We start from the raw sequence: 26462 nt of genomic DNA, 5'->3' as shown, positions 1-26462 counted from the left end.
ATTCTCCATAGATAGCGCAAGTCACGCCCAGCATCACTTCTTGAAAGTTCATCATGGATTTCGAATACACGCCGAAAGTTCGGCAGTTGCAAAGGCAGCTGCAAGACTTCATGGATAACTACGTGGTGCCGAACCTGCCCCTGTGGCGCCGCGAGATCGGCAACGGGCTCGAACATCCGCAATGTCTCGAAGACCTCAAGGCGCTGGCGAAGGAGGAAGGATTGTGGAATCTGTTCCTGCCGGGGCAGGGCCAGGGACTCAGCAATCTCGAATATGCGCCGCTGGCCGAAATCATGGGCCGCGTGCACTGGGCATCGGAAGCCTTCAACTGCAGCGCGCCGGATGCGGGCAACATGGAGCTGCTGCACATGTTCGCCTCGGATGAGCAGCGCGAACGATGGCTGCAACCACTGCTGGACGGAAAAATCCGATCCTGCTTTGCGATGAGCGAACCGGATGTCGCTTCTTCCGATGCGACCAACATCCAGATCTCGATCCGCCGCGAGGGCGACGAATACGTGATCAACGGGCGCAAATGGTTCATCTCGGGTGCCGCGCATCCGCTCTGCACGTTTGCCATCGTCATGGGCGTCACCGATCCGAACGCGGAAGTGCACAAGCGCCAGAGCATGGTGATCGTGCCTTTCGATACGCCGGGCTTCAAGGTCGTGCGCAATATCGAAGTCATGAGCCATTCCTTCCCGGGTGGGCATTGCGAACTGGTGTTCCGCGATGTGCGCGTGCCTTGCTCCAATCTGATCCATCAGGAAGGTGCCGGTTTCGCCATCGCGCAGGCCCGACTCGGTCCAGGGCGGATCCATCATTGCATGCGCTCCATCGGCCAGGCAGAACTGGCGCTGGAGTTGATGTGCGAACGCGCAGCGGAGCGACGCACCTTTGGCCGTTACTTGCATCAGCACGCCAACATCGCCGAATGGATTGCGCTGTCCCGCATGGAAATCGAGCAAGCACGCCTGCTGGTATTGAAGACCGCGTGGATGATCGATCAGCACGGTGCCCGTTCGGCCTTGCGTGAAATCGCATCGATCAAGGTCATCGTTCCGCGCATGCAGACCTCGATCTGCGATCGTGCGATGCAGGTGTTCGGTGCCATGGGTCTCAGTCCGGACACACCGCTCGCGGAACTGTGGACCTGGGGCAGGGTGCTGCGCATCGCCGACGGGCCGGACGAGGTTCACTTGCGCACCATTGCGCGGCAGGAAATGGATTTGGCTGCGGAGCGCCGGGGAGCCACTTTGCCCTACATGAATACGCCGGAATTCGTTTAAGTCTAGAATGACGGGTGCCTATTTCCGTTGCGGCGAATCGCTTTTGTAAAGGCCTTCGCCGCGCACCCATCACAGTCCATGAAGCATCCAGACGAATCCATCGCCACATCCAATCCGCCCATTCCTGCAATCGCAGTTCCCTTGCTTTCGCTCGCTGCTTTCGGCAGCGGCATCTCGCTGCGCGTGACCGATCCGCTGCTGCCGCAACTCGCCAATGAATTCGGCGTGTCGCTCGGCGATGCATCCTACGTCATCACGATGTTTGCAATCGCCTACGGTTTGTCGCAGTTGTTCTTCGGGCCGTTCGGCGATCGCTACGGAAAATATTTCATCGTGGCCTGCGGCACGCTGGCCTGCGCCATTACCGCAGGTGCCTGCGGCCTTGCGCCCGGCTTTGGCCCCTTGCTCGTCGCGCGCCTGCTGGCCGGCGGCACTGCTGCTTCCATCATTCCCTTGTCGATGGCATGGATCGGCGACGTGATTCCTTATCAGGATCGTCAACCGGTTCTGGCGCGCTTTCTGATCGGTCAGATACTCGGCCTGTCGGCCGGTGTGCTGATGGGCGGACTGGCCGCGGATGCGCAGAACTGGCGGCTGCCATTCTTCGTGATCGCGGCGATTTTTCTCGTTGTGAGCGTTGCCTTGTTTTCGCTGAACCGCCGCTTGCCCGGACACGCGCGACGCCTGCATCGGGCGGATGGACCGGCGCTGCGTCGCATGGTCGGCGAATTCAGGCAGATCGCGCTGCTGCCATGGGCGCGCCTGGTGCTGCTGACAGTGTTCCTGGAAGGCGCATTCCTGTATGGCGCGTTTGCTTTCATTGCGTCGCATGAACATCGCACCTTCGGCCTGTCGATGACCTCGGCCGGCGCGCTCATCATGCTCTTCGGCGCGGGCGGCTTTTTCTTTGCCGTGGCATCGTCGGTGCTGGTGCGAAGGATGGGCGAAACCGGATTGTCACGCTGGGGCGGCATCTTCCTTGGCGTTTCCCTGTTCGCCATCGGCGCGTCACCGACCTGGTGGTGGGCGATCCCCGGATGCTTCATGGCAGGGCTGGGTTTCTACATGCTGCATAACACCTTGCAGATCAATGCCACGCAGATGGCGCCGGAGCGCCGCGGTGCTGCGGTATCGGCATTCGCTTCCTGTTTCTTCCTGGGCCAATCGGTCGGGGTGGCGATCGCGGGCAGGCTGGTCGAGCGCATCGGCACTGGAAATGTCATGATGATCGGCGCGCTCGGCGTGCTGATGGTTGCCCTATGGTTCAGTCACAGGCTGCGTTTCAAGGCACGCACGTCTTGAGCGTTTTTCGATAAAAAAATCAAAGGAGACAAACAATTGAACGATATCCATCAACAAGCGCTGTGGGCGCCGACGCCGGAACGCATTGCCAGGACCCGCATGCACGACTACATGACGTGGCTGGCGAAAGAGAAGGGCGTTCGCGCCGATGACTACGACGCCTTGTGGCAGTGGTCGGTCGATCATCTGGACCAGTTCTGGGCATCGCTCTGGGAGTATTTCAAGGTGCAGAGTTCGGCGCCATACACCCGTGTCTTCGACAGCGAGAAAATGCCGGGCACCAAGTGGTTCGAGGGCGCGCGGATGAACATCGCGGAGCAGGTGTTCCGTTTCCATCGTTCCGAGCAGGAGAGCAAGGAAGCCGCTATCATCGGCAAGTCGGAATTGCGTCCGACGGTCGAACTGAGCTGGGGAGAAATGCGGCGCCAGATCGCTTCCATCGCCTATGCCTTGCGCGAAATGGGCGTCAGGCCGGGCGACCGGGTGGTGTCCTATCTGCCCAATCTTCCCGAAACGGTGGTGGCGTTCTATGCCTGCGCAAGCATCGGTGCAATCTGGTCGAGCTGTTCGCCGGACATGGGAACGCCGAGCGTGCTCGACCGCTTCGGCCAGATCGCACCCAAGGTGTTGATCGCGGTGGATGGCTACCGTTATGGCGGCAAGGACTTCGACCGGCGCGACGTGGTGACCGGGCTGATGCAGTCGCTGCCTTCGCTCGAACACGTCGTGCTGTTGCCTTATCTGCAGCAGGATGCGACGCTGGACGGAACGCACAACTGGAACGAACTGCTCGCGCATGACAGCGACATCCGTTTCGAGCAGCTGCCCTTCGATCATCCCTTGTGGGTCGTGTATTCGTCCGGCACCACCGGCATGCCCAAGCCGATCGTGCACGGCCAGGGCGGCGTCCTGCTGGAGAGCCTGAAGGGCCACGGCCTGCACTCTGACCTGGGCGAGAGCGACCGCTTCATGTGGTACTCGACCACCGGCTGGATCATGTGGAACTCGCAGGTCACCGGCTTGCTGCTTGGCGCGAGCATTGCGCTCTATGACGGCAATCCCGGCTATCCGGATCTCGGCGTCCTGTGGAAATTCGCGGAGGAAGCACGCCTGACGGTGTTCGGTGCAGGATCGGCCTATTTCACCAATTGCATGAAGGCTGGCATCGAACCCGGCAAGCTGGCCGACCTGCACCGCTTGCGCACGATCGGGGCAACCGGTTCTCCCTTGCCGGCAGAAGCCTTTGCATGGATCTACGAGCAGCTCGGATCGAACGTCCTGCTTGCCATCATCAGCGGCGGCACCGATGTCGCGGCCGCCTTTGTCGGTGCCTGCCCGATTCTGCCGCTGTATGCCGGCGAGATGCAATGCCGTTACCTCGGCGTTGCGGTGTATGCGATGGATGACCAGGGCAAACCGCTCGACGATGCCGTGGGCGAGCTGGTGGTGACCAAGCCGATGCCATCCATGCCGCTGTATTTCTGGAACGATCCCGAGGGCCGGCGCTATCACGAGAGTTATTTCGACATGTACCCGGGCTGGTGGCGCCATGGCGACTGGCTGCAGATCACGCCGCATGGCGGCGCAGTGATCTACGGTCGATCGGACACGACGATCAACCGGCACGGCATTCGCATGGGTACCAGCGAAATCTACCGCGTGGTCGAGAGCATGCCGGAGATCGTCGACAGCCTGGTGGTCGATCTGGAGTATCTCGGCCGCGAATCCTACATGCCCTTGTTTGTCGTGCTGCGCCCCGGAGTCCAGCTCGATGAGTCGCTGATCAAGCGCATCTTCGACAACATCCGCAGCGCCTTGTCCGCGCGCCATGTGCCGAACGAGGTGTTTGCGGCAGCCGAGATTCCGCGCACCTTGAGCGGCAAGAAGATGGAGCTGCCGGTCAAGAAGCTGTTGCTCGGCATGCCGGTGGCGGATGTGGCAAGTCCGGACGCAATGAGTAATCCCGGCAGCCTTGCGTATTTTGTCGAACTGGCGAAGCAGCGCAGCGCGCAGCATGCCGCTGCCTGACACTCGGGACAACCGGGCCTGAGCAATCTCAAGGCCCGGTTCCTCGCCGGAAGTACGATGTCCGTAGATCAACATCAGGGTGGACAGCATGGAAAACGGACAGGATTGGCACACCGAATCGTACAAGGGGATGGAAGTGCACGTGACCGCGTTGCCGCGCGATGACAAGGCATCGCGCTGGGACTACACGGTGCGAGTGACGCAGCCGGGTGAAGATGCAAGCTCTGAAAGCGAACTGAGCGCAGAGTCCGGGGACGATGCCGATTACCCGAGCCGAGACGCGGCGGTCGAAGCCGGCTTCGTCAAAGGCTACACAATGGTCGACGCACTTCTCGCCTGATCTCGAATCATTTCAAACATACGCGGGGTGTCCGGCGGCGGAAATATCCGATCCAGCGCACCCATAGCTTCCTGCGGCAGCGTCGGCTCCTGTGCCGCTTGATTCCCGTTCATATGCGTCATCGACCCGCCCTCGAAATCGCAATCAAATCCTGTTTTTGAGAATCATCCGACCAGGGGCGGGATCCGCGCAATCAAATCGATAGTTGGCGGGTATTTCCTCGTTGGCACATCGTTTTCCGTTTGTGCAAGTTTGCTTGATATACATCATGTTCCGCGGTACTCGGCTCTTGCGAGAATCCGGGGTTGCTGAATGGCGGGAAACAAGACGGCGATGTCCTCGTCTGCGTAGCGACCGTCGCGAGTCATTCGAATACAGGCATTGCACGGACGTAAACACATCTGTCATCTACGAGGGAGAAGAAAAATGACATATCTCACATGGTCGAACGATCTCGCGGTCGGAAACACCTTCATCGACGGCGACCATCAGAAGCTGATCGACATGGTCAATCGCCTGCATGAAGTCATGCAGGAAGGAAAAGGCAAGGACGTGCTGGGAAAGGTGCTGAATAACCTGATCACCTACACGAGGGAACATTTCCGGCGCGAGGAAGACTTGATGCAGCGGATCGGCTATGCCGGGCGCGCAGCGCATCTGCATGAACACGAGAAGCTCCTGCAGCAGGTCATGGACTTGCAGGACAAGTTCGAGAGCGGGGCCGCGACTCTGTCGATCCAGGTGTTGCATTTCCTGCGCGATTGGCTGATTAACCACATCGGCAAATCCGACAAGGCGCTGGCCGAGGCAACACGCAACACGCCCTAATGCAATTTCTTCTCGCCGGGCTTTTTCCCGGCAGGAGAATGATGTTCAATCACGGCATTGATCTCCGCGCCGAACAACATTACCGCTGCAGAAATGAAGAAGTACAAGAGCAGCACGATGATGGCGCCAATACCGCCATAGGTCGCGCTGTAATTTCCGAAATTGCCTACGTAATAGTTGAACGCGAGCGAAGCGACGATCCAGACAAGCACCGCAAGCACTGCGCCTGGCGTGATGAAGCGGAATTCCTGCTCCACGTCCGGCGCGACGTAATAGACCACCGCCGCTGCCAGCATCAGCAGGAACAGGGCAACCGGCCAGCGCAGCCACGTCCACAAGATCACGAATAACTGCTGTGCGCCGAATTGCTGCGCAATCCAATCGACTGCCTGCGGGCCGACGACCATCATGGCTGCAGCGAGAATCATCATTGCGGCGATGCCGAGCGTATACAAAATGGAAAGCGGATACAGCTTCCATGCGGGCCGGCCTTCCTGCACGTCATAGGCGATGTTCAACGCATGCATCGTGGCGCGCACCGCGGACGACGCGGTCCAAAGAGAGACAATCACGCCGAAGGAGAGCAGGCCGCCCTTTTGCTGCTGCAGGTCGTCGATGACCTCGTTGACCGGTTGCATTGCGCTTTGAGGGAGCACAACTTGTGCGCGTTGCCGCAACCAATCGAAAAAATCGGAGAGATTGAAAAAGCCGAGCAGCGCGATCAGGAAAATGATGAACGGGAAAATCGAAAACAGAACCTGGTAGGACAGTGCGGAGGCGTAGGTCGTCATGTCGTCGGCGAAAAAATCCGCGACTGCCTCCTTCAGCAGGGCAAGCGGACTCAAACCGCGGAGGCCGGGTATTCGCATAGGATGGTTCACGATGAACGACTGCAATAGGCCCTCGCAGGATGCGTGGTGCACCCTGCGCCTGTTTCTATCGTATTCCTCCGGAAAGACGACATGCTGTTTTCAATCAGGTGCGGCGATGCCGCGACTGGCCTTCAAACGCGCGTTTCGCGAAATACGTTCCCGCGAGTAGTGCGCCGGCGGCGACCAGCATCGAACTGGTCGGAAATCCTCGGATGGTATTGACGGCGATTTCGCGGGCACGCGGTGCAGCGAGTTGCAGCCGGCGCTTGGTCATCTGCGCGCCGAGTTCTCCCAGCCGGTCGGACAGCAGTCTTTCCGCATCCGGCAACAACGTGGTTTCCTCATCGGCCACATGATGCATGACGTCGCGCATGAGTTGCATGAAGGTCTGGTCGTAAAGCGGGTTGGTCGGTTCCATCGCGCGCAGTTCGCCAATCAGGCGGCGCATTTCATTGTGCTCGGGAATGCTCTTGTTCACGGTCGCCGTGTCGGCGGCAAGCATGCGCATGACCGGATAGAAGATTTCTTCCTCGAGTTGCGAGTGAATCTCCAGGGCGAGGCACGCGGTGTTCACCAGGGCTTTCTTTGTTTGCGGGCTCGAATCGATTTCGTACTGATGAAACGCCTCCAGTACATGGGTGTGATCCATGCGGATCATATTGGTAATGGTCGGCGAGAGCGTATTCGTCACGGTATTCTTGATTGAATTCATTATGGCTTCCTCGATCGAAGGGGTGCGGGATGCACGCGCGAATGCAGAACGGTAGCAAATGCCATACCTGCGTTCCGCCGTCGTAATGCACTGCGCAAGGCCATGGCCTTCGCATGGTGTTGCCGCGGCATCCTTACACTGCCATGTACAAATTACAGCAGGCATGCGGGCGATTCGCCCGGAACCCGCGCGGAACTATCCGCATGGACGATAACCAAAATACATCCAGTTGTTATCCCGAGTTTGCTTCAGAAAGGAAATCCCATGCAGATGCAACAGATCCGAGAACGTTTTTCCCAGGTTGAACAATGTGTCGATGCCGCCGCACAAATGTGCGAGATGAGCAAGGATGTGCCCGATCGTCTGCGCACATGCCTGAATGAACTGGAGCAGGAATCCGATCACGCGGTGCAGGTCGCCGAACAGCAGCAGGACGAAGAACAGATTCGCCAATGCGTGACCAAGATGGAAAAAATCGGCGATCGCGCCATCCAGGCATGTTCGCAAGGCGGCTATGTCGACGAGCAAGTGCAGAACGCCGTGCGGCAAGCGCGCAAGGCCATTTCCACTCTCAAGCAACAGCTGCATTAATTGCCGCAACTGTAGAGGCGACGACATTTCTGCTCTGACAGTTGCCTGCGCCGGATCGGTGAATGCCGGTCCGGACAATCAATTCTGTATGTGTTACACAACGATACAAAATGTGAGTCCCGCCGATTGAGTTCGCGCAAAACAATGCACTTCTGTCTGAAACAGAATCCTTAAACCTGATGACTAATGAGCAATCCGTCGAGATCGGCTCAATGATGTCGACAGGTAAAGCTACGCAGTGGATCGGCCATTGGTCGTACTGGCAGATCCGTTTCGTTCGCCATTCGCATCGTCACTGAATCACCACTGAATCACCATCTTGTTTCCGCCTGCATGCAGCCGGACGCAATCCCATTCGCGGTCGTCTCTCTCGACGCGATCCGCAACACGCCTGCTTGATTTTGGAAGGGTATTTGCCAATGCTGGAATCCATTAATGTGAACATCGATAGCGTGCCGCACGGCACATCCGCAACGCGCCGCGTGCGCAATGGGACATCCAAACTGTCGCGCATGCGTGCTCGACAGACGCGACTTTATGTTCGGCCTCTCTGCGCGGCCTTGATCGCTGCAAGTCTCCTGAGTGCATGCGGCGGCGGAAGCGACGGCGCATCCACGGTGACCACGAATCCATCATCCGGCAGTCAAACACCCGGTGCCACTACACCGACCGATCCTTCGAAAACCGGCTCGACCACACCGACCGATCCTTCAACGCCAACGACGCCGACCACGCCTCCGCCGGCAGATGGCGGTACAAGCGGTGCGACACCGGCACCTGTCCCCTCCGGGACGCAAATGACCATGATCTGCGCCGACGGCGCCGGGTATCAGTGCAGCGGAAGCAGCATCATTCGCGTCGAGAACGGCATTGCGCTCACCAGCTCCGGCGTGGAAGCCTATGGCGTATCCACGAGTGACCTGGCAGCGAAGAATCCGACCATGACCGGCGCGTTCGGACTCGCGCTCGCTTCCGGCGGCACGGCCGAAATCCGGCTGGCGAAAGACAGTAACGGCACCGTCAGCAGTTCTGCTGTCTTGTTGAGCAAGCTGGGTCTTTCATGGGATGGCAAGACGGAGCGGCCGCCTATCATCGACACTTTTTCGACTACGCAGGGCAGGACTGTGCTGACGGCAGGCGGTGCGCTGTCTTCTGCATCGCTTCCCGCAAGCTCTGATCTCAGCTTCTACGATTACGCCTCAAAAGGCACGGCGGGAACCCAGGTTGACTACGCCAACAACCGCTATTTCCCGCGCAGCGCACCATCGCGCTGCCCGCCGGACCTCGTGCCATGCCCCACGACGGAAACCAGCGGCGTGCATTATTCGGCGGGCGACTGGCGCACCGGCGGCAACATGCCTGACCTCGCCTCGGTGTCGCGCGTCCATGAAGATGGCGACATCCACGCCGGCAACGGTCTTCCGGATGCCAATGGCAACCCGACCATCCTGCCGGGCGGCGACGGCATCGGCGTGCCGTTCCCGGGCTCGAAGGGTTATCGCAGCCTGGACAACTGGGGTCTGCAGTATGGCAACCTCGCTGCATGGCTCACGCAGGACACCGTCATTATCGAGGAGTGGGCGAAGGCCGGGAATGAACACAACAAGAATCGCCGCGGCATGGTGGCCTATGGCGATGTGACCAATCCGACGGCAGTGCCGACCAGTGGAACTGCAAGCTATTCCGGCTTTGCCTACGGCTGGTATACACCGAACGGGACCGACGAACCTGCTGTGTTCCGGGGGACGGTAGTGGTCAGCGTGAACTTCGCGACGCGCCAGACAACCGTGACGATCCAGAATCCGATTACCTGGGATGCCGCCGGCACGAGCGTGCCCGTGGCGCTCACGACGACGGTTCCCATGGGCGCTGCCGGCAGCAACGTGGCCAACTACCTGACCGGACCGGTGACGAATGGCGCGTTGACGGGCGGACTCGGCGGACGCTACTTCGGACCGGTGCTCACCACCGGGACGAGCGGCGCGGGGCCGGCGGAAATCGGCGGCACGATAACGCTATCGAACGCGACCAGCGGACAGACTGTGCTGGGCGGTTTCATCGCGCGCAAGCAGTAAGCTTGCTGTTCCGGCCGCGGAGGATGTGCTCCGCGGCCGGGATGCAGTGTTGTCTTCGTCGTAATGCATTGCTGCACAACTTGTTGCAGGAACGCTAACGCAACGTGGCTGAGGACCTCGCGTAACAATTGGAAAGAAAGAAGCCGATGCCTCTCGCAGGCTGTTAAAGTTGCGGTTTTTCCGGACTTTACAGGGAGCGACAGTGGTTCGACGTTCAAAACGTCCGCCGTCCAGGCCCAAATCGGGGAAGGGCTCAGTGAAAGTACGTCTTTTGCAGTTGACGGCCATCCTGTTTGGTGCGGCCGCACTCGCGGGCGTTCTGGTGGCAGGCTATGTGCTGCTGGTGGTGATTCCCAATTTGCCGCCGCTCGACGCGCTGACCGATTATCGTCCCAAGATTCCCTTGCGCGTCTACACCGCCGACCAGGTACTGATCGGCGAATTCGGTGAGGAGCGGCGCGATTTCGTTCCCATTGCGGAAATGCCGGCGGTCATGAAGCATGCATTGCTGGCGATCGAGGACAGCGAATTCTACGAGCACGGCGGCGTGAACTTCAAGGGCGCGCTGCGCGCCTTTGTCATGAACCTGGGTAACAGCCGTTCGCAGGGCGCATCGACCATCACGATGCAGGTGGCGCGCACCTTTTATCTGAGCCGCCAGAAGACCTATGCGCGCAAGCTCACCGAAATTGCCCTGGCCTACAAGATCGAGGAGAAGCTGAGCAAAGACCAGATCCTCGAGCTTTACATGAACCAGATCTACCTGGGCGAACGGGCGTACGGCTTCGGTAGTGCGGCGCGTGTCTACTTCGGCAAATCGGTCCAGGAGCTGAGTATCGCGGAAGCAGCCATGCTGGCCGGACTGCCGAAAGCACCGGCGAGCGCCAATCCGATCGTCAACCCGACGCGCGCCAAGCAGCGCCAGCAATACATCCTCAAGCGCATGCGCGAACTCGGGTACATCACGCCAGCCCAGTATGAGAAGGCAGCGCAGGAAAAACTGCTTATCCGCGGCAGGGGCTATCGTTTCGAGACGCATGCGGAATACGCCGCCGAACTGGTGCGGCAATACCTGTACGAACAATACAAGGACGATATTTACACGGCCGGATTGACGGTCTATACCACGCTCAACAGCAGCGACCAGCAGGCTGCTTACGAAGCAGTGCGGCGCGGCGTCCTCGAATATGACCGTCGCCACGGCTATCGCGGTCCAGAAGATGTCATTGACCTGCCCGGCGACGCGGAGGAGCGGGAACAGGCCATCGACGAGGCATTGCTGAAGCATCCGGACAGCGACGATTTGCGCTCGGCCGTCGTGCTTTCCGCATCGCCGAAACTGGTGCGCGCCGAAACCCTGTCCGGCGAGGTCGTCGACGTCAGCGGGGAAGGGCTGCGCTTCGCGGCAGCGGCCTTGTCGAAGTCGCGCGGCGCAAACCGGATCAAGCCCGGCGCCGTGATTCGCGTGACGCGGGATGCGAAAAAGCGCTGGTCGATCACTCAGCTGCCGGAAGTCTCCGCCGCCTTCGTGTCCCTGAACGCGAACGACGGTTCATTCCGCGCCATGGTGGGCGGCTTTGACTTCACCCTCAACAAGTTTGATCACGTCACCCAGGCCTGGCGCCAGCCCGGTTCCAGCATCAAGCCCTTCATCTATTCTGCGGCGCTGGAAAAAGGCTTTTCGCCGGCAACGGTGATCAATGACGCGCCCATTTCCGTGGACGTCGCGGAAACCGGCGGGCAAGCATGGGATCCGCAAAACGACGACGGCCGCTATGACGGTCCGGTGACAATGCGCACCGGCCTGAAGAAATCGAAGAACCTGGTCTCGATTCGCATCCTGCAAACGATCACGCCGGCCTATGCCCGCGACTACATCACGCGGTTCGGCTTCGAGGCGGACAAGCACCCGCTCAACCTGACCATGACGCTCGGAACGGGATCGGTCACGCCCTTGCAGATGGCGTCGGCGTATTCGGTATTTGCCAATGGCGGCTATCAGGTAACACCGCACCTGATCAACAAGGTGGTCAATGCGCAAGGCAAGGTGCTCGTTGAAAGCAAACCTGCGATTGCCGGCGACGAATCGGGCCGCGTGCTCGACCAGCGCAATGCCTTCATCATGGACACCATGCTGCGCGATGTGGTGAATTCCGGCACCGGCTACGCGGCCAGCCAGAGGCTGGGGCGGCACGACCTTGCCGGCAAGACCGGCACCACCAACGACGCCATGGATGCCTGGTTTGCTGGCTATGGCGGCGACATCGTGGCGGTTTCCTGGATGGGATACGACAAACCGCGATCGCTCGGCGGACGCGAATTCGGCGGCACGGTCGCGCTGCCGGTGTGGACCGACTACATGCGTGAAGCGCTGCGTGGCAAGGGGCCGTTCCAGAGAGCGGTTCCGTCGGGCGTGGTCCAGGTTGACGGCGATTGGATGTACGAGGAATACGCGGCACGCGGCGACGCGGTGCGCTCCGTCGGAGTCGATCCGATCAGGAGCTTCTGGGACCGTTTGTTCGGCAACCGGACGCCGGAACCGAGGAATGTCGAATCAGACAAACGAAATATCGATGACATGACCTACCGCGGCGGACAGTGACGGCAATGCGTCGCGGCTCAAGCCGGTCACATGAGCATGCTCAGCGAAAGCGCTCGACCCGATTGCGCCCCAGGCGCTTGGCCTGCATGAGCGCGCTATCGGCTGTCTCGGTCAGGCTGGCCGCGGTATCGACGGCTGGATAGGATGCCACGCCGGCGCTGAAGGTAGCGTGCAGCGCACCGCCGGGATGGGCATGGGGCAGTCCCGAAAAATCGGCACGAATGCGATCGATCACCGTGCTGGCCTGTTCCAGGCTGACACCGGGCAGGGCGATCATGAATTCTTCGCCGCCGTAGCGCCCGATCAGGTCGATCGAGCGCAAGCGCCCCTTGAGCAGCCATGCCAAACCGCGAATGACCTGGTCGCCGACCGGATGCCCGTAGGTGTCGTTGATGGACTTGAAGTGATCGATATCGATCATCGCAACCGTCAGGTGGCCGTGCTGCGTCTCCCGAACCATGGCGTTCAGGCGCGATTTGGCGGCCGTATGATTAAGCAGACCGGTCAGGCCGTCGAGCCGGGTGGATCGCCGCGTCTCGCGGAAACGTTCGATGCGCGTCTTGACGACCGCTGCCAGCAGCACCGGATTGAACGGCTTGATCAGGAACTGGTCACCGCCCAGGCGCAAGGCTTCCACCTGCATGCCGACATCGGATTCGCCCGACAAATACACGATCGGCAGCGAACTGTACGCCGCCATCTGGCGCAGCACGCGCGTGGCTTCGACGCCATTGAAACGCGGCATGTACATATCCATCAGCACCAGGTCGGGGCGATAGGATTCGAGTGCATCGAGCAGTTTTCCCGGATCATTGATGGCTTGCGTGTCGATGCCGTGCTGCGCCAGCGTGCGCTGTATGAGTGCCACCGCGACCCGCGAATCCTCGACGATCAGCACGCGATACTGTTCCTGCTCGTTGGTCTGCACCAGGTCCAACACGCAGTTCAGGACCATCGAAGGCTGGTCTTCAGCCGGGATGGTGACGTCGATGCCGGCGCGCATCAAGTCGACGATCGGCTCGATGGCCGACTGGCCGCCCAGATAGAACAGCTGGCTGGCCGGGCAGTTTGCGCGTATGGCGGCAATAAAGCTGAATTCTTCCGGCTTCGTTCTGTCCGCTGCGGGAATGAACAATACCGCCAGCGGCTTGTCCTGCGGCATTTGTTCGCCACCCCAGTCAATCTCGCAGACCTTGAAGCCGAAGAACTGCAACTGACGGCGCAGCGCATCGGCCATCCCGCGCTTCTCCTGCGCCGCGATCATCCAGACCGAACGCGGCTTGATCCAGTCGATATCCGTTGCTGCGGCCACCGGCTCCTGCACGCGGCGGCTTGTGCCGGACGAGCGTGAGGTCGCCACCGAACCGAGCAGGGTGTCCAGCTGGCGCTGCAGCGAAGAGATGTCCTGGGACGAAATGGGATGCGTGGACACATCGCCGAGCTTGGCGAGGACAGCGTTTTCCAGTCCTTCGCACAGACGGACCAGGCCGGGCAAACGCAGGCGATTGAAATACTCGGCCAGACTATTTACCGCCACGGCAAACTCGATGAATTGCTCGAACTGGCCCTGGGCAGCATAGTGCTCCCAGCGCGTCCGCAGGACGTAGAGCCGGTCTTCAATCGTGTTGGCGGAATGCGTTGGCATGAATCCGGGTGAGGCGTTTATTGTTTTCATGTTTGTGCGGACTGCAAATGGCCGGTCCGAAACGATGCGGCATTATCACGGATCAGCCTTGGCCAGGCAATCTAATTCAGGTCCAAATGGCAACGAATACGGGCATGTGGCAGAAATGCCGGCTTTTTATTTCACTGTTTATTTATACAGTAGTTGTGGTAAAGTAAGCTTTCATTCAACGCTGTATCGGAAAAAGGGAGACATGCCATGACGCACCTGAATAATTCCTTCGGCTCACGATTTGGTCTCGAATATGCGCCAAGTTCGTTCCTGCTGCGATTGGGAAGGCGCGAAATCTTCGTGTGCCGCGACTTTCGCAAGCGTTATTACAATATCAATCCGATCATTGACGTCAGCACCGGGATCGAGCCGGGACATCTTGAAGTGCTCGTGATGCGGCGCTGGCTGGTGATCTTGTCAAAGGCAAGATAAGAGTCTGCGGCGACCGAAGGCATTATCTTTCCAAATCAGATGCCTGCGCATCATACTTAAGATTACTTCGAGAGAAGATTAAGTTGAGTACGCAAGTATTTGTTTATTCAGTTGTTTTGTTCAAATAGCTGAATATCTTCCTCGACGGAGCGCAGGTAATCGTAGGCCAGGCTGAACGCATTGATGGCCGCATGAAGCAGGTTATCCCATGGGTCGACCGAGGCGACTGTCGCATTGTATTCTTGCAGCGCAAGCTGGAGATCCGTGGTTTGCTGCGAAACGCCCCCGACCTGGCCTGGCTGGATGCAAGCCCGGAAGGCGGAAACAAGGCTGTCGATTTTCCGGCCGACGACGCGCAGGTTAAACGCCAGCACGCAGATATGCGTGTCGGGATCGTAGAGGTCGGGATGCAGGGATTTCAGCGCTGTCTGTCCGGCGTGCAGCGTTGCCATGAAATCCAGAGCACCCTCGACAGCACGGTATTGTGCATAGAGTCGGCCAGGCGGATAGAGCAGATTCAAAGGCATAGGTTAGGCCGCAGCTGGACAGGCAAATGCGTTGGTCCACAAGTCTGGCAAGATCGTTCGATGTTTAGGAAAAACATTGATAAATCAGTATCTTGCTGCAAAATATTGAAGTAAATTCTTCGATTTACGTCAAGGGAAACTCAAGGCGTCTTCCCGGCCTTTCGGCACGGCTTGTGGACAATAGCTTGCAGCCTGAAGGGGCGGGCTATTGTCCATTGCATCACTGAATTCCCAGTTCCTGTAAACGCTTTGCCTGACGTTTCGTCAGTCGATCGATATCGGCCACGTCGGCCGCCGAGAGTTTTGGTCCGGGCCTGCGAACGGCTGCCGATGCAATTGCACCGCGCGCGGCCATGATGTGCTTGCGCACCGCGAGACCGGCTACCGGTTGCTGCTCGTAACGGGCCAGGGGCAGGTAGGCGTCGAAAATGTCATGCGCCCGCTCGATGTCGCCGGACGCGTGCGCGCGGCAAACACCGACCATCATTTCCGGATAGGCGAAACCGGTCATCGCGCCATCCGCACCGCGCGTCAGTTCCTCGGGCAGGAACAAGCCGCCGCCGTTGCCGGTGAGGATCGCTACCCGCTTGAGTTCGCCGCGATCGCTGGCTGCGCGGATAGCGGAAAGCTTGCCCAGTCCCGGGCAATCTTCGTGCTTGAGCATCACGCAATGCGGCGAGTTTTTCAGGATGGTCATCAGGACCGAGTTCGACATCTTGACCCCGGTGGACACCGGATGGTCCTGCAGCACCCATGGCGTGCTGCCCAGCGTTTCATTCACCATGTCGAAATAGGCAAGGATCTGCTCATCGGTGCGCACGCTCGACGCCGGCGCAATCATCACGCCGGATGCACCCATGTCCATCACGCTTTCGGTGAGTTCGCGCATCGGCGCAAACCCGGCCGACGAGGCACCGACCACGACCGGCACCCGGCCGTTGACGCGCGCCAGCACGCGCTTTGCAAAAGTGCGCGATTCCTCGGCAGTCAGCTTGGTGGCTTCGCCCATGATGCCGAGGATAGTCAGGCCGTTGGCGCCGTGTTCCAGGTAAAAATCGACCATGCGGTCGGTGCTCACCAAGTCGAGCGACCCGTCGTCGGCGAAGGGCGTGACTGCGATCAGGTAAACACCCTTGGCGTTGGCATCCAGCTTGTTCATATCCATTTCTCCGGTTCCGGTATTCGAAAAATCGTGCTGCTCATGCTTTCTTGCCGCCGGCCTTGAAGGCCTCGTAGCGCGCCTTGTTCTCGGCGTTCGGCGGATACAGCCCAGGCAAGGCCGCGCCGCCTTCCACCTCGGACATGATCCAGTTTTCCAATTGCTCCTGTTCCGTTGCCAGCGCAAGCACTTCATCGAGCAGTTTGGCCGGGATCAGAACCGCGCCATCGGCATCGGCGACCACCACGTCGTTGGGAAAGACGGCCACGCCGCCGCAGCCGATCGGCTCCTGCCAGTTGACGAACGTCAGTCCGGCCACTGAGGGCGGTGCGGCAACGCCGCGACACCAGACCGGCAGTCCGGTGCCCGATACGCCCTGGATGTCGCGCACCACGCCATCCGTGATCAGCGCAGCGACGCCGCGTTTCTTCATGCGCGAGCAAAGGATGTCGCCGAAGATGCCGGCGTCGGTGACGCCCATTGCGTCGACGACCGCAATGCAGCCGGGCGGCATGGCTTCAATTGCCGCGCGGGTGGAAATGGGTGATGACCAGGATTCCGGCGTTGCCAGGTCTTCGCGCGCGGGCACGAAGCGCAAGGTAAAGGCGCGGCCGACCTGGCGCGTCTGCTGCTTGTCGATCGGGATGGTGCCGCGCATCCATACGTTGCGCAGGCCCTTCTTCAGCAGGACCGTGGTCAATGTGGCGGTGGAAATGCTTGAGAGGGTGCGAACGATTGCGGAGTCGAGGGGGAGGGATTCGATAGCCATTGAAATTACCTTGTCATGGGTGAAACCGGAGCCTGTTTTTGGCCCGGCCGATCTCAAACTCGTGGTGTGTCATGTAGTGTACGGGAATACCGTTTGACTTGCCGGACGCGGCAAGACTGCTCCGTAATGCGCTTGTTTCACGGCAAAGCTCGCCACTAGCGCGCCACGATCAATCGAATGCCCAGCCCGACGAAGATGGCGCCGGCGATGCGATCGAGGACCATTCCTGCACGTGGTCGTCCATTTATCCATTGACCGACCGCACCGGAGAAGAAGCCGAGCAGACCGAAGAGCACGGCCGCCTGGGCTGTGAATGTCAGCCCCAATGCCGCGATCTGCCAATTGACCCTGCCGTGTTCGGCAATGACGAACTGCGGCAGGAAGGACAGAAAGAACAGGACGACCTTGGGATTGATTGCATTGGCGAAAACGCCGCGGATGAAAAGCTTGAACAAGGACTCGTCGGCGTGTCTGACGGCGGCCGCTTTCGCTCCGCCGCGGCTGCGCAGTGCCTGGATGCCGAGCCAGACCAGATACAAGCCGCCCCCCGTCTTCAGCAGGGTGAACGCAAAAGGGGAAGCGGCAATCAAGGCGCTGACGCCGGCGACTGCCAGGACGGTGTGACTCAGACATCCAAGCGCGCAGCCGAGTCCGAACGCCATGCCTTGCGCTCGGCCGCGCGAAATGCCGACGCCGAGGACCATCAGGTTGTCCGGGCCGGGTGAGGCGGTGATCAGCATGGCGGCGGCCAGGAAACCGATGAATTGTTCCGGAGTCAGCATGGTTTCTCGAGGCGGCGCATCCGATGCGCCGCCTTGCAGTCGTACATCGCACGGTCCGCGAAGCGCATCAGGGCCGGGATGTCCTCGCCGTCGCGTGGATAGACGGCAACGCCGACGCTGGTCCGGATGTCGAGGACGTGATCGCCGATTCGCATTGGCTGACTGATCGCTGCCTCGACCTTGCTCGCCACCGCGTTGGCATCCTCGGCGTTGGTGATCTCGGTCAGGACGATGACAAATTCGTCGCCACCGAGGCGCGAAACGATGTCGCAGCCGCGCACCGCCTTGACCATGCGCTCGCCAGCGCCTTTCAGGACCAGATCGCCGACTTCATGGCCAAGCGTGTCATTGATCTGCTTGAATCCATCCAGGTCGAGGAAGAGCAGGGCGAACTGGTTCTTGTTGCGGATGGCTGCGGCCAGGGTACGCTTGGTCAGTTCGAGCAGGAAGGAACGGTTGGGCAGCTGGGTCAGGCTGTCGGAGTGTGCGCGACGGCGCAGCTCTTCCTCCTGCGCCTGTCGCTCCGTGATATCGCGCGCAATGCAGAGCGCATATTGGGTATCCTTCCATTCGAAGGAGCGCACGCTGATTTCGACCGGAATCATTTTCCCGTTCTTCGTGCGATGTTCGGTTACGAACATGGCTTCGCCCTTGTTCAGCAGGCGTTCCGCTATCAGCGGAAAGTCGCCCAGACTGCCGGTGGCGTCGACCGTGCTCGCCGTGAGGCTCAGCAATTCCTCTCGCGTATAGCCCAGGCGCCAGCAGGCTACGTCGTTCACCTCGACAATGCTGGTCAGTCCTTCCGGCGTCAGCAGGCAGACGAAGATCGCGTCGCTACTCGCATTGAACAAGGCGCGGTAGCGTTCTTCACGTTCGCGGATCGCGCGTTCCGCTTCGAGGCTGCCGCTGATGTCATGGAAGCTGACGACGGAGCCGTCGACCTTTCCGTTTTTCAGGAGCGGGGTGGCCACGAGCGAAACTGGCAGCAGGCTGCCGTCCTTGCGGACGAAGTAATCTTCCTTGGCTCGGTGAAGGACGCCGGCGCGCAATGCCTGCATGGTCGGGCACTCTTCGGCGGGCAGCAGGCTGCCGTCGGCACGCTTGAAATGAAGCTGGTCATGGGCAGTCTTGCCGGCGACTTCTTCCGTTCTCCAGCCGAGCAGCGCTTCACCGGCGGGGTTCAGATAGGCCAGCTTGCCGTCGGCGTCCATGACCATCACGCCGTCACCGAGTGTTGCCATGATGTCATGCATGCGCCGTTCGCTTTCCTGACGCTCCTGCTCGGCGCGATGCAAATCGGAGAGATCCCGCCCCAGCGTGGCCATTGCCTTCCTGCTTCCGTCCGGGTGAAACACCGGGGTCCGGATGATGTCGTACGTTCGTTCCCCCGAGGGAGAGAAAATGGTCTGGCTGGTTCTCAGCATGTGGCGGTTTTCCCAGGCGCGTGCGTCGTCCTCTGCGCTCTGCGCGAGGGCGCCTGCCAGCGTCGGTTCGACCATGCCGGCCAGCTCATGATCGGTCCGGCCCTGGTAAGGCAGCCCATGCAGTCCGAACAGATCGACGGTACTCTTGTTCACCTCTTGCCAGCGTCCGTCGCCGTCCTTGAAGCAGATGTAATCCGGAGTGGCGTCGATCAGGGTGCGCAGGCGTTCCTCGCTTTCGCGCAGCGCTTCCTGCGCCTGCTTCTTGTCGGTGATGTCGGAAAAGGTTCCGATATAGGAGCTGACCGCACCGGTCTCGTCGGTGAGTGCGCGTATCGACAGCCACTTGGGAAAGTCTTCACCGCTCTTGCGCCGATCCCAGATCTCGCCTTCCCAGTGCCCGGTCGACCTGATGGCGGTCCACATGTCCGTGTAAAACGCCTCCGAATGCCGTCCCGAGCGCAGCAGTCGCGGGGTCTTTCCCAGCGCTTCGTCGCGCGAGTAGCCGGTGATGCGGGAAAACGCCGGATTGACCGTGCGGATCACGCCATCGGGGCTGGTGATCATGATGCCTTCGCCGGTCGCGTCGAATACCTGACGCGCCAGCAGCAACTCCTGATCGGCCTTGGCAAGGCGCTGCTTGTGCTCGGAAAGGGCGTGCTGCAAGCTGTTGAGATAGTCGCGCTCATAGCCGGCCAGTACTTCAGTCTGGGACAGGATGCCGAGGATGGCGCCATTCTCGCCCGTGACGCCAAGATGCCGGATGCCTTTTTCGGCGCACAGCGCACGTGCGAAAAAGAGACTGGTATCCGTATCCACGCTGATCAGCGGGTAGGTCGCAAGCTGACCGACGGGCAATTCGGTTTGCCGGCGGTCCAGCGCCCCGATCACATCCAGTTCCGTAAGAATGCCGACATCCTTGCCTGATTCCACGACAATGGCGTCGCGGCTGTGCATCGCCATTTTCCTGGCAGCGTCGGCCAGCGCAAGGTCGCCGGGCAGGATCAGGGCCGGGCGTTCAATCAGCGAACCGACCGTCTTCAGCTTGACGTCAAGTTCCAGGCTCGGAATCCCGACCACATCGGACTGGCTGAGCATGCCGACGGGCTGCCCGGCATCATCGACAACGAGCGCGTGCCGGATGCGATGGTGGAGAAAAAAGTGGGAGGCGGCGGACACCGTGGTGTCGCTTCTGAGCGTCTTCACCGCCGGACTCATGACGGATGCGATAGGCGCCTTGATTGCTCCGGGATCCCTCAAATCGATGCGCAGTGCGTCGCATCTTGTCCAAATCCCAATCGCCTCGCCGCGCTCCATGATGAGGATGGAGCCGCAGCGGCGTTGATGCATGCTGCGGATGGCTTCGCTGATCGGGGTGTGCGGCGGACATTGCAGGATCTCGGATCGGATGATCTTGGAGATCGGCATATCGAAGGACATAGACAAACGCCTCTTTGCTATCCAGGTGCGCGACCTGCAATGGTGACATTAATTGCTTTGGGTCAATTATACGCAAGCTCAAGCCGCAGCGCATGCCATGGGGCGAGTGAACGATGCGCGAACACGAGCGCATCGTGCGGATGGAAAAGGACACCGCCAAACTTAAATCATTGGCAAGCGCAGCATGTCCACGATCTTGCGGATCAGGCCGCGGCGCGTCTCCGAAAAAGGCGGATAAAACAGTTTCACCAGCATGAGCGGCGTCGAGCGCAGCACGGCGCGCTCGTGCGAGAACGCCTTGAAGCCGTAATGGCCGTGCGCATTGCCGATGCCCGAGTTGTTGACCCCACCGAACGGCAGCTCGCCGTGTGCGAACTGCATTACGCAGTGATTGATGCAGGCGCCGCCCGAGCTGGTTTGCAGCAGCACCTTGTCGATTTCCTTCCGGTCCTTGCTCCAGACGTATAGCGCGAGCGGCTTCGGACGGGAGTTGATTTCGGCGATGACGGCGTCGAGCTGGGTGTAGCCGATGACGGGAAGAATCGGCCCGAAAATTTCTTCTTCCAGGATTTGCGATCCGGCCGGGATGCGATCGATCAGGGTTGGCGCGATGTAGCACTGGGCGACGTCCACTTCGCCGCCGGTCTGGATGGCAGCGCCGCGCGTGAGGGCATCGTAGAGCAGGGAGGCAACGCGCTGGGTGTGGCGCTGATTGACGATGCGCGTCAGGTCCGCGGTGTGCTTCTGTTCATGCGCGGTGGCGCCGTAGCGCGACTGAATGACCTTGCGGCACTCGGCCATGAAAGCGTCCTTCACGGATTCATGCACGTAGACGTGATCCGGTGCAACGCAGGTTTGCCCGCCGTTAAGGAATTTTCCCCACATCAGGGTTTCGGCGGCGAGCTTGAGATCGGCCGTTTCTCCCACGATGGTGGGCGACTTGCCGCCGAGCTCCAGGGTAACGCTGGTCAGGTGCCTGGCGGCGGCTGCCATGACGATCTTGCCCACGGCGGGCGAGCCGGTAAAGAAGATATGGTCGAAGGGCAGGTCGAGCAGCGCCTGCGCGGTGGCGGTCCCGCCCTCGAACAGTGCCACTTCGGCATGGGGAAAGACCTCGCCGATGATGCGTCCCATGAGGGCGGACACGGCCGGCGTCATTTCCGAGGGCTTGATGATCACGGTATTGCCGGCTGCCAGCGCCGAAACCAGCGGACCGAAGCACAGGCTGAGCGGATAGTTCCACGGCGCGATGATGAGCACGCGGCCGCGCGGCTGGTACTGCACCCAGCCGGACGTGCCGAGCATGGTGCTGGTCGGCCACACCTTGAGCGGCTTCATCCAGCGCTTGACCCGCCCGATGGCGTGCCGCATCTCGTCCATGACCGGAAGAAATTCCGACGCTTCGACTTCCGGCGGCGACTTGCGGTAATCCTGCATGAACGCCTCGTAGAACGCTTCGCGCTGCGCCATCATGGCGTCGCGCAGTTTCTTGATGCGCGCGATGCGCTCGTTCGCGTTGGAGAGGCGCCAGCGCAGGGCGGTTTCGAGCTGGCTGTCGAAAACCTCCCGGATGCGCCGGGGATCGCTTTCCACCATGGGAGAAACCGGTGTGAATTCCTGCATGGACGGGTTGGTGCTCATTGTGTTCTCCGTATCGAAAAACAGCCCTACTCATTGCTTCAGCGTCTCGCTCGTCTGAAACTGCTGGACTGCGCATTCCATGATGGTATGTTTCATCAGTTCCGCCGAGGTCGAGAGCTTGCGATCCTTGAGCGCGACGATCGCAAAATGCGTTTGCAAAGCCGACGGCAGCACGATATTCAAGCGCATCAGTTCCTTGCGCCGGACCTGGTCCTTCACTGCGCTGGGCGGCGAAAAGAACAGCACATCGGTCAGCGCGGCGCTCGCCCGCAACAGTCCGAAATCATTGCTCGACACCGCGCTCGCGGACCACCTGCTTGGCGGTAATTCCGGGTACGTCTTCAAGGCGCGTTCCAGCTCTTTCGGAATTTTCGTCAGGCCCGAGAACGGATACTTCTGCAGGTCTGCGGTCGTCAGTTTTCTCTTCTTCAATAGATTATGCCCATTCCGGACATATACGCATATCGGCTCGGAGGGCAACTGCGCAATATCAAACTCGATGATGTCTTCCAACTCGCGCGAATCCGCCACGAAGAAATCGATCTCGCTGTTCAGCAGCATGTGCTTGTGGTCATCCCAGTAGCCGGACTCGACCACGATATCGACATTGGCTGCCACTTCGCGCAAACGCGCAAGGCATTCCGGCATCAGCGAGGAGCACAGGACAGTGCCGGCGGCGATGCGGACCGAGCCGTTGGCCTGCCGCTTGATCAGGTCGATTTCGGTATGCAGTTGCTGGATATCACCCAGCAACGAGGAGGAGCGCGACAGCAGCCATTGGCCGACTGGCGTCAGTCGCACGCCGCGGGGAGAGCGATCGAACAGCACGATGTCGAGGTCTTCCTCCAGCACGCGAATGCTCTTCGACAGCGCAGGCTGGGAGATATTCAGCCTGGCACTCGCCTTGTGGACGTTGCCCGACTCCGCCAGCGTCACGAAGTGCTGCAACTGCTTCAGGTTCATGCGATAACTCCCGGATATCACTCACCGAAAAAAAGTCATTAGACCACGTATCGCCGTATGCAGGATACTACGGCAATAAAGCCGGGACCAATCTCGCGCCAACTGCCGCGCCGTGCATCGCCTGGCCTGCAAAGAATAATTCGGGAGACAAACCATGTTCGAGGCACGTCCGTCTTTTCTTCAACCGGCTTCGGCCGGCGACTACCGTGAGCTGGCAAGGCGGCGATTGCCGCGCCAGTTCTTCGATTACCTTGATGGCGGCGCATACGATGAAGCAACCATGCGCAACAACGTCGAGGATTTCCGCCGCGTTCTCCTGCGGCAGCGGGTCTTGCGCGACATATCACACATCAATCTGAAGACCGAAGTGCTGGGCCAGAAACTGGCTATGCCGGTCATCCTCGGCCCGGTCGGCCTGGCCGGCATGTTCGCGCCGCGCGGCGAGGTGCAGGCGGCGCAGGCGGCGGAGCGCGCGGGCGTGCCGTTTTGCGAATCGACGGTTTCCATTTGTTCGCTCGAGGAAGTGCGGGCAAACACCAGCGCGCCGTTCTGGTATCAGCTGTACGTCATGCGCGATCGCGGCTATGCGCGCGAGCTGCTGCAACGGGCGCATGCGGCCGGCTGCCCGGTCCTGGTCTTTACCGTTGATCTCGCGGTGGTGGGTGCGCGTTACCGGGACGTGCGCAACGGCATGACCGGCATCAGCAGCCCGTTCGGAAAACTGGCCAAGGCCTGGGACTTCATCTCGCATCCCGCGTGGTCATTGAGCATGGCGATGCGCGGCAAGCCGCTGGTGTTCGGCAACCTGGTCAAGGCCATGCCGGCGGCGCAAAGTCTTCCCGCCTTTCGTGCCTGGGTGAATGCACAGTTCGATCCCGCAGTCACCTGGAACGACCTCGCATGGCTGCGCGAAAACTGGCCGGGCAAGATTGTCGTCAAAGGCATCCTCGATCCGGACGACGCGCGCACGGCAGCCAGTCTCGGCTTCGACGGCGTGGTCGTCTCGAACCATGGCGGCAGGCAGCTCGACGGCGTGCCCTCATCGATTTCGGCGCTACCTCCGATCGTGGACGCGGTGGGCGATCGTGTCGAAGTGCTGGTCGACGGCGGCGTGCGCAGCGGACTCGATGTGGTCAAGGCGCTGGCACTCGGGGCGCGTGCCTGCATCATCGGACGTGCCTGGGCCTACGCGCTGGCAGGCGCCGGCGGGGCAGGTGTCGCTCATGTGCTGCAAATCATGCGCAAGGAGATGGAAGTAGCGATGGCGCTCACGGCTTGCACCAACCTGAATGAAATCAACAAGGACATCCTGGCATCGGCCGTACAGATGGACACCATGAAAGGCGCGGCAGGCGCAGGCATCGACGATGTTGCGAACTCCCGGGTGGACTATGCAGAAATATCAAAGTGAGGTCGTGATCGTTGGCGGCGGGCTGGCCGGCATTGTCGCCGCGCTGGAACTGCTGTCGGCCGGCAAGCGCGTGACATTGCTGGAGCGCGATACCGAGGAAAATTTCGGCGGGCTGGCGAAGGAAAGTTTCGGCGGCATCCTGCTGGTCGGCACCCCGGAGCAGCGTCGCTACGGCATTCGTGATACGCCCGAACTGGCATTGCAGGACTGGCTCGCCTTCGGCGGCTTCGGGCAGGACGCGTCGGCAGAATTCTGGCCGCGCCGCTGGGCCGAGTCCTACGTCAACGACAGTCATGGCGACATCTACTGCTGGCTCAAGGAGCGCGGTGTCCGTTTCCTTCCCTTGCCGCTATGGGTGGAGCGCGGCCAGTTCAGCGGCGGCAATTCGGTGCCGCGCTGGCACGTGACCTGGGGCACCGGACATGGCCTCGCGACGCAACTGATCAATGCATTGCAGGCGCATCCGCGGCGAAAGGCCTTGAGCTTGCACTTCCAGCACCGGGTCGACGGCTTGATCTCGGAGGGAGGCCGCATCATCGGCTGTCGCGGTGTCACCGAAGACACGAAGGAAGATTTCGTCGCTCAAGGCGGTGCCGTGCTGGTTGCCAGCGGCGGCATCAACGGCAATATCGAGCGCGTGCGCGAACACTGGCACGCCGAGTGGAAATCGCCGCCGGAAGTCATCCTGAACGGCTCGCACAAATTTGCCGACGGCATGCTGCATGACGCGGTGCAATCCGTCGGCGGCAATCTGACTTATCTCGACCGCATGTGGAACTACGCGGCCGGCGTGCATCATTGGCGTCCGCGCAAGCCGGGCCACGGGCTGTCGCTGGTGCCGCCGCGCTCGGCCCTGTGGCTGAACTGGTGCGGCGAGCGCATCGGTCCACAACCGCTGGTGAGCGGCTTCGACACGCGGGAACTGGTGACGCAGATCTGCAGGCAGGAGAAACAATATTCCTGGCAACTGCTGAACCGGAAGATCGCGTTGAAGGAGCTTGCGGTGTCGGGTGCGGAATTCAACCCTTCGATTCGCGACAAGAAGATCGTCGGATTCCTGCGCGACGCCTTGCTGGGCAACCGATGGCTGCTGAAACAGATGACGGAGAACTGCAATGACGTCGTGGTGGCATCGTCACTGCCGGAGCTGGTGGAGAAGATGAATGCCTTGCAGGGCGATACTGCGGTCGATCTTCATGCCGTGCGCTCGATGGTCGAGCGCTACGACGCCGAAATCGATCGCGGTCCGACGCTGCACAACGACGAACAATTGCGCCGCATCGCGCACCTGCGCAAATGGCGCGGCGATCGCATCCGTACCTGCAAGTTCCAGAAGATTCTTGATCCCGCGGCGATGCCCCTGATTGCCATTCGCGAATTCATCATCAGCCGCAAGAGTCTGGGCGGCATCCAGACCGACCTCGACAGCCGCGTGCTGAGCAAGGCGGGCGAGCCGATTCCCGGCCTGTATGCGGCCGGCGAGGCCGCAGGATTTGGTGGCGGCGGCATGAACGGCCTGCGCGGACTGGAAGGGACTTTCCTCGGCGGATGCATCTATGGCGCGCGGCGTGCCGCAAAAGCCATTGCAAAATAAAAAAGGAGA

General features: G+C 60.5%; 22 protein-coding genes. 11 read left to right on the top strand and 11 right to left on the bottom strand.

From position 1 onward, the window contains the following. The first annotated feature begins 53 nt into the window (after positions 1-53). The 5 genes from E6W33_RS10025 to E6W33_RS10005 all read left to right on the top strand — a co-directional run bounded on the left by E6W33_RS10025 (position 54) and on the right by E6W33_RS10005 (position 5787). Positions 54-1289, top strand: a complete 1236-nt coding sequence (locus tag E6W33_RS10025) for an acyl-CoA dehydrogenase family protein (RefSeq protein ID WP_136417082.1) — start codon at positions 54-56, stop codon at positions 1287-1289. Positions 1290-1367: 78 nt separating this feature from the next. Beyond that, positions 1368-2591 carry an MFS transporter gene (locus tag E6W33_RS10020; RefSeq protein WP_136417080.1) on the top strand — a complete coding sequence of 408 codons (1224 nt, stop codon included), beginning with the start codon at positions 1368-1370 and terminating at the stop codon, positions 2589-2591. 36 nt (positions 2592-2627) lie between these two features. After that, a complete protein-coding gene (locus tag E6W33_RS10015) occupies positions 2628-4619 on the top strand; it encodes an acetoacetate--CoA ligase (protein WP_136417078.1) in 1992 nt (663 codons plus the stop codon). Between the two features lie 88 nt (positions 4620-4707). Next, positions 4708-4959 carry a hypothetical protein gene (locus tag E6W33_RS10010; protein WP_136417076.1) on the top strand — a complete coding sequence of 84 codons (252 nt, stop codon included), beginning with the start codon at positions 4708-4710 and terminating at the stop codon, positions 4957-4959. A 426-nt stretch (positions 4960-5385) separates the two neighbouring features. Next, complete coding sequence (locus E6W33_RS10005) at positions 5386-5787, top strand: bacteriohemerythrin (protein WP_136417074.1); 402 nt, start codon at positions 5386-5388, stop codon at positions 5785-5787. Here E6W33_RS10005 and E6W33_RS10000 read toward each other — a convergent pair. Together E6W33_RS10000 and E6W33_RS09995 are read right to left on the bottom strand one after the other, a co-directional pair. After that, entirely contained in the window at positions 5784-6656 is an 873-nt protein-coding gene (locus E6W33_RS10000; protein WP_136417072.1) for a YihY/virulence factor BrkB family protein, read from the bottom strand. The two genes, E6W33_RS10005 and E6W33_RS10000, sit on opposite strands and share 4 nt — an antisense overlap. 106 nt (positions 6657-6762) lie before the next feature. Next, complete coding sequence (locus E6W33_RS09995; protein ID WP_136417070.1) at positions 6763-7371, bottom strand: hemerythrin domain-containing protein; 609 nt, start codon at positions 7369-7371, stop codon at positions 6763-6765. Between the two features lie 264 nt (positions 7372-7635). Here E6W33_RS09995 and E6W33_RS09990 point away from each other — a divergent pair, with 264 nt between their 5' ends. Beyond that, positions 7636-7962, top strand: a complete 327-nt coding sequence (locus E6W33_RS09990) for a hypothetical protein (protein ID WP_136417068.1) — start codon at positions 7636-7638, stop codon at positions 7960-7962. 643 nt (positions 7963-8605) lie between these two features. Here E6W33_RS09990 and E6W33_RS27005 read toward each other — a convergent pair. Continuing rightward, positions 8606-8767, bottom strand: coding sequence for a hypothetical protein (locus tag E6W33_RS27005; RefSeq protein WP_168798602.1), 162 nt, complete (start codon positions 8765-8767; stop codon positions 8606-8608). Here E6W33_RS27005 and E6W33_RS09985 point away from each other — a divergent pair. Both E6W33_RS09985 and E6W33_RS09980 read left to right on the top strand, forming a co-directional pair. Continuing rightward, positions 8766-10037, top strand: coding sequence for a hypothetical protein (locus E6W33_RS09985; RefSeq protein WP_168798601.1), 1272 nt, complete (start codon positions 8766-8768; stop codon positions 10035-10037). The two genes, E6W33_RS27005 and E6W33_RS09985, sit on opposite strands and share 2 nt — an antisense overlap. Positions 10038-10293: 256 nt before the next feature. Next, positions 10294-12639: a penicillin-binding protein 1A gene (locus E6W33_RS09980; RefSeq protein ID WP_247869603.1), complete on the top strand. Its 2346-nt coding sequence runs from the start codon at positions 10294-10296 to the stop codon at positions 12637-12639. 40 nt (positions 12640-12679) lie between these two features. Here the strand turns inward: E6W33_RS09980 and E6W33_RS09975 are convergent, their stop codons facing one another. Further along, positions 12680-14284 carry a diguanylate cyclase gene (locus tag E6W33_RS09975; protein WP_136417060.1) on the bottom strand — a complete coding sequence of 535 codons (1605 nt, stop codon included), beginning with the start codon at positions 14282-14284 and terminating at the stop codon, positions 12680-12682. Between the two features lie 237 nt (positions 14285-14521). Here E6W33_RS09975 and E6W33_RS09970 point away from each other — a divergent pair, with 237 nt between their 5' ends. Then, positions 14522-14746: a hypothetical protein gene (locus E6W33_RS09970; RefSeq protein WP_136417058.1), complete on the top strand. Its 225-nt coding sequence runs from the start codon at positions 14522-14524 to the stop codon at positions 14744-14746. 107 nt (positions 14747-14853) lie between these two features. Here E6W33_RS09970 and E6W33_RS09965 read toward each other — a convergent pair whose 3' ends face one another. The 7 genes from E6W33_RS09965 to E6W33_RS09935 all read right to left on the bottom strand — a co-directional run bounded on the left by E6W33_RS09965 (position 14854) and on the right by E6W33_RS09935 (position 23448). Beyond that, positions 14854-15273: a hypothetical protein gene (locus tag E6W33_RS09965; protein ID WP_136417056.1), complete on the bottom strand. Its 420-nt coding sequence runs from the start codon at positions 15271-15273 to the stop codon at positions 14854-14856. 220 nt (positions 15274-15493) lie between these two features. Continuing rightward, positions 15494-16432, bottom strand: coding sequence for a dihydrodipicolinate synthase family protein (locus E6W33_RS09960; RefSeq protein WP_136417053.1), 939 nt, complete (start codon positions 16430-16432; stop codon positions 15494-15496). A 40-nt stretch (positions 16433-16472) separates the two neighbouring features. Continuing rightward, positions 16473-17201, bottom strand: a complete 729-nt coding sequence (locus E6W33_RS09955) for a ribonuclease activity regulator RraA (RefSeq protein ID WP_136417050.1) — start codon at positions 17199-17201, stop codon at positions 16473-16475. A gap of 155 nt (positions 17202-17356) precedes the next feature. Further along, positions 17357-17983 carry a LysE family translocator gene (locus E6W33_RS09950; protein WP_136417048.1) on the bottom strand — a complete coding sequence of 209 codons (627 nt, stop codon included), beginning with the start codon at positions 17981-17983 and terminating at the stop codon, positions 17357-17359. Then, on the bottom strand, positions 17977-20844 hold the full coding sequence (locus E6W33_RS09945) for a PAS domain S-box protein (protein ID WP_136417046.1): 2868 nt from the start codon (positions 20842-20844) through the stop codon (positions 17977-17979). The genes E6W33_RS09950 and E6W33_RS09945 overlap by 7 nt, the downstream gene beginning before the upstream one ends. 162 nt (positions 20845-21006) lie before the next feature. Continuing rightward, on the bottom strand, positions 21007-22485 hold the full coding sequence (locus E6W33_RS09940) for an aldehyde dehydrogenase family protein (RefSeq protein WP_247869602.1): 1479 nt from the start codon (positions 22483-22485) through the stop codon (positions 21007-21009). A gap of 30 nt (positions 22486-22515) precedes the next feature. Then, positions 22516-23448, bottom strand: coding sequence for a LysR family transcriptional regulator (locus E6W33_RS09935; RefSeq protein WP_136417044.1), 933 nt, complete (start codon positions 23446-23448; stop codon positions 22516-22518). 154 nt (positions 23449-23602) lie between these two features. Between E6W33_RS09935 and E6W33_RS09930 the strand changes: the two genes are divergently transcribed. Both E6W33_RS09930 and E6W33_RS09925 read left to right on the top strand, forming a co-directional pair. After that, complete coding sequence (locus tag E6W33_RS09930) at positions 23603-24859, top strand: L-lactate dehydrogenase (RefSeq protein WP_136417042.1); 1257 nt, start codon at positions 23603-23605, stop codon at positions 24857-24859. Beyond that, positions 24840-26453: an FAD-binding dehydrogenase gene (locus E6W33_RS09925; RefSeq protein ID WP_136417040.1), complete on the top strand. Its 1614-nt coding sequence runs from the start codon at positions 24840-24842 to the stop codon at positions 26451-26453. The genes E6W33_RS09930 and E6W33_RS09925 overlap by 20 nt, the downstream gene beginning before the upstream one ends. Positions 26454-26462 lie beyond the last annotated feature (9 nt).

It is taken from the genome of Herbaspirillum sp. ST 5-3 (assembly GCF_004804275.1).
Classification (GTDB): domain Bacteria; phylum Pseudomonadota; class Gammaproteobacteria; order Burkholderiales; family Burkholderiaceae_D; genus Noviherbaspirillum.
Note: the sequence above shows the minus strand (reverse complement) of the source record. Positions and strands in the feature narration are given on the sequence as shown.

Coding starts and splice junctions, on each gene's coding strand:
- E6W33_RS09960 (WP_136417053.1), bottom strand. CDS start 16,432: ATGAACAAGCTGGATGCCAACGCCAAGGGTGTTTACCTGATCGCAGTC.
- E6W33_RS09965 (WP_136417056.1), bottom strand. CDS start 15,273: ATGCCTTTGAATCTGCTCTATCCGCCTGGCCGACTCTATGCACAATAC.
- E6W33_RS09935 (WP_136417044.1), bottom strand. CDS start 23,448: ATGAACCTGAAGCAGTTGCAGCACTTCGTGACGCTGGCGGAGTCGGGC.
- E6W33_RS09950 (WP_136417048.1), bottom strand. CDS start 17,983: ATGCTGACTCCGGAACAATTCATCGGTTTCCTGGCCGCCGCCATGCTG.
- E6W33_RS10005 (WP_136417074.1), top strand. CDS start 5,386: ATGACATATCTCACATGGTCGAACGATCTCGCGGTCGGAAACACCTTC.
- E6W33_RS27005 (WP_168798602.1), bottom strand. CDS start 8,767: ATGGTCATTTGCGTCCCGGAGGGGACAGGTGCCGGTGTCGCACCGCTT.
- E6W33_RS09925 (WP_136417040.1), top strand. CDS start 24,840: ATGCAGAAATATCAAAGTGAGGTCGTGATCGTTGGCGGCGGGCTGGCC.
- E6W33_RS09990 (WP_136417068.1), top strand. CDS start 7,636: ATGCAGATGCAACAGATCCGAGAACGTTTTTCCCAGGTTGAACAATGT.
- E6W33_RS09930 (WP_136417042.1), top strand. CDS start 23,603: ATGTTCGAGGCACGTCCGTCTTTTCTTCAACCGGCTTCGGCCGGCGAC.
- E6W33_RS09995 (WP_136417070.1), bottom strand. CDS start 7,371: ATGAATTCAATCAAGAATACCGTGACGAATACGCTCTCGCCGACCATT.
- E6W33_RS10025 (WP_136417082.1), top strand. CDS start 54: ATGGATTTCGAATACACGCCGAAAGTTCGGCAGTTGCAAAGGCAGCTG.
- E6W33_RS10020 (WP_136417080.1), top strand. CDS start 1,368: ATGAAGCATCCAGACGAATCCATCGCCACATCCAATCCGCCCATTCCT.
- E6W33_RS09975 (WP_136417060.1), bottom strand. CDS start 14,284: ATGCCAACGCATTCCGCCAACACGATTGAAGACCGGCTCTACGTCCTG.
- E6W33_RS09985 (WP_168798601.1), top strand. CDS start 8,766: ATGATCTGCGCCGACGGCGCCGGGTATCAGTGCAGCGGAAGCAGCATC.
- E6W33_RS09940 (WP_247869602.1), bottom strand. CDS start 22,485: ATGAGCACCAACCCGTCCATGCAGGAATTCACACCGGTTTCTCCCATG.
- E6W33_RS10010 (WP_136417076.1), top strand. CDS start 4,708: ATGGAAAACGGACAGGATTGGCACACCGAATCGTACAAGGGGATGGAA.
- E6W33_RS09955 (WP_136417050.1), bottom strand. CDS start 17,201: ATGGCTATCGAATCCCTCCCCCTCGACTCCGCAATCGTTCGCACCCTC.
- E6W33_RS09970 (WP_136417058.1), top strand. CDS start 14,522: ATGACGCACCTGAATAATTCCTTCGGCTCACGATTTGGTCTCGAATAT.
- E6W33_RS09945 (WP_136417046.1), bottom strand. CDS start 20,844: ATGTCCTTCGATATGCCGATCTCCAAGATCATCCGATCCGAGATCCTG.
- E6W33_RS10000 (WP_136417072.1), bottom strand. CDS start 6,656: ATGCGAATACCCGGCCTCCGCGGTTTGAGTCCGCTTGCCCTGCTGAAG.